Origin of the sequence: Amycolatopsis rhizosphaerae (genome assembly GCF_007713715.1) — a bacterium.
In the GTDB taxonomy this organism is placed as follows: Bacteria; Actinomycetota; Actinomycetes; order Mycobacteriales; family Pseudonocardiaceae; genus Amycolatopsis_E; species Amycolatopsis_E rhizosphaerae.
In genome coordinates this window covers 1-3,743 of record NZ_VJWX01000621.1, presented here as the reverse complement: position 1 = coordinate 3,743, position 3,743 = coordinate 1, and the positions used below count along the sequence as shown (strand labels likewise).

Here is a 3,743-nt window from a genome sequence, read left to right as displayed (position 1 = left end):
TCCTTGCGCTGCGCCGCCGCGGCCACCCGCAGCTGCCGGATGCGGTCCAGCTGGTCGGCCCAGACACAGGCCTCCAGCCAGGCGAGCTCCTCTTCGTCGGAGGAGTCGACGGGCTCGCTGTCCAGGCCCACCTTGGCGGTCACGGCGAGCTTCTTCGGCAGCTTCGGCAGTACCGCGCCGGGCGCGAGGTCCAGCGCGCAGTGCAGCCCGACGGCCGCCTTCGCCGGGCCCGCGACGAGCTGCTCACCGCCGTCGCACTGGTAGCGGTAGCCGAAGCGGTCGAGACCGAGCAGCAGGCCCGCGGCACAGCCCGCCTCGAGCAGCGCGACCTTGCCGCCCGCCTGCTTGGCCGCGGCCGCGACGGCGGGATAGATCCCCGCCGCGCGGCCCACTTCGTTCGTTTCGACCCGGCGGGTGGCGATGATCTCCCGCGCCCGCTCCGCGCGGTCGAGGAGGAATTCGCGAAACAGCGGCCACGTCGCCCCGTCGACGCCGTCGAACCCGCCGAGCGAGGGGTAGTAACGGGACAGCGGGTGGACCGGGTCGGCCTGGACGAGCCGGTGCGCCGCGGCCAGCAGCAGCGGCGCACCGGCGTGCTCGTCCGGCGCGGCCAGCAGCAGCCCGGCGACCTCGTCGTCCCCGGCCGCGCTCGCGGCCAGGTGCTCGTAGAGCGGCGAGACTCCGGCTGCCTGGTCGGCGGCGAAGCCGCCCAGCCGCCGCTTGAGTTCGTCCAGTCCGACGGTCACGCGCTACTCCTCCTCCTGCCTACGCGTGGGGAACCGGCCTCCCGGGCTGCTCACCGCCACGGGTCTCGCCGTAGGAACGCTTCGGCACCATCACCTTACGGCGGAAAACGCACACGATGGTGCCGTCCTGCTTGTAGCCCCGCGTTTCGACGTAGACCACGCCACGGTCGTCCTTGGACTTCGAGGGGGTCTTGTCGAGCACCTCGGTCTCGCCGTAAATAGTGTCGCCGTGGAAGGTCGGCTTCACGTGCTTGAGGGATTCGACTTCCAGATTGGCGATCGCCTTGCCCGAAACGTCCGGCACGGACATGCCCAGCAGTAGCGAGTAGATGTAGTTGCCGACCACGACGTTCTTGCCGAAATCGGTGGTCTCGCCCGCGTAGTGCGCGTCCATGTGCAGCGGGTGGTGATTCATGGTGAGCAGGCAGAACAGGTGGTCGTCGTACTCGGTCACCGTCTTGCCGGGCCAGTGCTTGTAGACCGCACCCACCTCGAACTCCTCGAAGTACCGCCCGAATTGCACCGTGGAACCTCCTTGTTGCGCGTAACGCCACACCGGGCTGGAGCGACGTGATTGATGTTGAGGAGTACCCTCAACCAACGGAGCCAGTCGCGTCAACGCGACCACCGGCACACTGTCCCCCGGCCCGAGGAGGTGAGGAACGCGCGATGAGTAGTGGCGATAGTCCGCTCCCTAGCAGTCCCAGCGTTCCCCCGTCGTCCGGGCCGATGTCCGGACGGTAGCCACTTCCCGGGTAACGCTGGCCATGGCCGGGCGGACAGATTCCGCTCCGGCTGTCGTAGCACGTTCTACGTAGCCAGGAGACCCCATGCCTGCGATTCCTTCCCTCGGCGGCCTGCGGGGCCGGGGCAATCCCCGTAACGGCGCCCGCGGCAACGGCCGCAACCGGGTGCAGCCGCCCATTCCGGTGCCGTTGTCGGCCTACATCGTCGACTGCGCCGTGTACGTCGACGGCGCGCGACTGCCCGGTCGCCGGACGCACGCCGAGGCGATCAAGGAGGTCCGGCGGCGGCGGGAAGGGTTCGTCTGGATCGGCCTGCACGAACCCGACCAGCAACAGATCCAGGGCATCGCGGAGATGTACGGGCTGCACGAACTCGCCGTGGAGGACGCCGTCCAGGCGCACCAGCGGCCGAAGCTCGAACGCTACGACGACACGCTGTTCATGGTGCTCAAGACGCTGCGCTACGTCGAGCACGAATCCCCGACCGCGGCCAGCGAGATCGTCGAGACCGGTGAACTGATGGCCTTCCTCGGCCTTGACTTCATCATCACCGTCCGGCACGGCGCCCATTCGGGCCTCGGCAAGCTGCGGCAGGACCTCGACCGGGAGCCGGAACGGCTGAAGGCGGGCCCGGCCGCGGTGCTGCACGCCGTCACCGACCACGTTGTCGACCACTACCTCGAGGTGACCAGCGCGGTCGAGGACGACATCGAGGAGATGGAGACCCACGTCTTCGCCCCGCGCACCATGGTCAGCGCCGAGCAGATCTACCTGATGAAGCGCGAGGTGCTGGAGCTGCGCCGCGCGGTGATGCCGCTGGCCACCCCGGTGCGCCGCCTCGCGGAGGGGTTCACGCGACTGGTCCCGGAGGATGTCCGCTCCTATTTCCGGGACGTCGACGACCACCTGACCACGGTCTCGGAACGGGTGGCCAACTTCGACGAGCTGCTGACCACACTGGTGGACGCGACCGTGGCGAAGATCTCGCTGCAGCAGAACACCGACATGCGCAAGATCACCGCCTGGGCGGCGATGATCACGGTGCCCACGATGATCGCCGGCATCTACGGCATGAACTTCGACTACATGCCCGAACTGCACTGGAAGTTCGGCTATCCGCTGGTGCTGGTCGTGATTCTCGGCATCTGCCTGCTCCTCTACCGAATATTCAGAAGGAACGACTGGCTGTAAACCTTCTGAACAAGGAGTTCCCGATGAGCCGTCTGCTGACCAGCCTCAAGTTCTGGGCCCTGGCCCTGTGCCTGCTGTGGATCGGCGCGGTGGCCATGTTCATCGCCGACTACCCCGATCTGGCGCGCGCAGGGCACTGAAAGCGGTGCGCGGAGCCGGTTTCGGATGCAGGTCATCGATGCGCCGCGCTCGTACCGCCCTCACCGACGAAGGCCATGGCCGGGTATGCGGGTGAGGGGCCGTCCAGCAGGTGATCGTCCCGGTCCCGGAGCCAGCGGTCGAAGAAGGCGGCGACGTAGGCCTCCTGGGTCCGGATGGCGGTGTGCGGCTCGATCGTGCCGATGTCGGCCTCGCGCACGGCGGGGTCGAGGTCGAGCTGCGGCAGCAGCGTTTCCGCGTCGGTGAACGAAGCGTGCTGTGAGCCGCGCAGCAGGAGTTGCCGTGCCCAGCCCTTGGTGTTCGAGAGGAACGTGGTCCAGCCGGGGCCGGTGTCGGTCTTGCCGTCCTTGCCCACGAGCAGGAACGGCCGGTCGAGCCCGTTTTCGGCCACCGGAATCGGCGTTCCGTCGAAATGGGTGAGGTTGCCGTCGAAGTTGATGCCCGCGGTGATCCTGGGCTCGGCCGCCATGGTCACCGCCGCGGCCGTGCCGCCCATCGAATGCCCGAACATGCCCACCCTGCTCAGGTCGAGCGCCCCGGCGAGGCCCGGTGGCAGCCGCAGGCCGTCGACGTCCGGGCTCCGCCCGGAATCCAGCAGCGCCAACTGGTCCAGCACGAAACGGGTGTCGTCGGTGCGCACGGAGAGCGCCTTGGAAAGGAAGCTGTCCGGGTCTCCCGGTGCCGCCATGGTCGCCAGCGAGCCGTCCGGGAACTGGACCTCCGGGGACTCGTAGGTGTGGTCCACCGTGACGACCACGTAGCCGCGGCTCGCCAGATCCTCGACGAGAGTGGTGCCCCACGTCCTCGGCTCGCCGAGCCCCGGGGAGTAGATCAAGACCGGCAGGCCGCGCCCCGTGACCGGCACGGCGCTCACGGCGTGGGTGACGGTCCCCGCCCAGTC

At 68.6% G+C, this 3,743-nt stretch carries 4 protein-coding genes; 1 reads left to right on the top strand and 3 read right to left on the bottom strand.

What is annotated here, in order from left to right; translation table 11 throughout:
• A partial coding sequence (locus tag FNH05_RS34360) for a DUF2332 domain-containing protein (protein ID WP_144593022.1) occupies positions 1–746 on the bottom strand: 746 nt, incomplete at its 3' end.
• Positions 747–765: 19 nt separating this feature from the next.
• Positions 766–1,269 (bottom strand): MaoC family dehydratase, encoded by a 504-nt coding sequence (locus tag FNH05_RS34355; RefSeq protein ID WP_144593021.1) that lies wholly within the window; start codon positions 1,267–1,269, stop codon positions 766–768.
• Positions 1,270–1,576: 307 nt separating this feature from the next.
• Between FNH05_RS34355 and corA the strand changes: the two genes are divergently transcribed.
• Entirely contained in the window at positions 1,577–2,683 is a 1,107-nt protein-coding gene (gene corA / locus FNH05_RS34350; protein ID WP_144593020.1) for a magnesium/cobalt transporter CorA, read from the top strand.
• A gap of 172 nt (positions 2,684–2,855) precedes the next feature.
• Here the strand turns inward: corA and FNH05_RS34345 are convergent.
• The coding region (locus FNH05_RS34345) for an alpha/beta hydrolase family protein (protein WP_144593019.1) at positions 2,856–3,743 on the bottom strand (888 nt) is incomplete at its 5' end.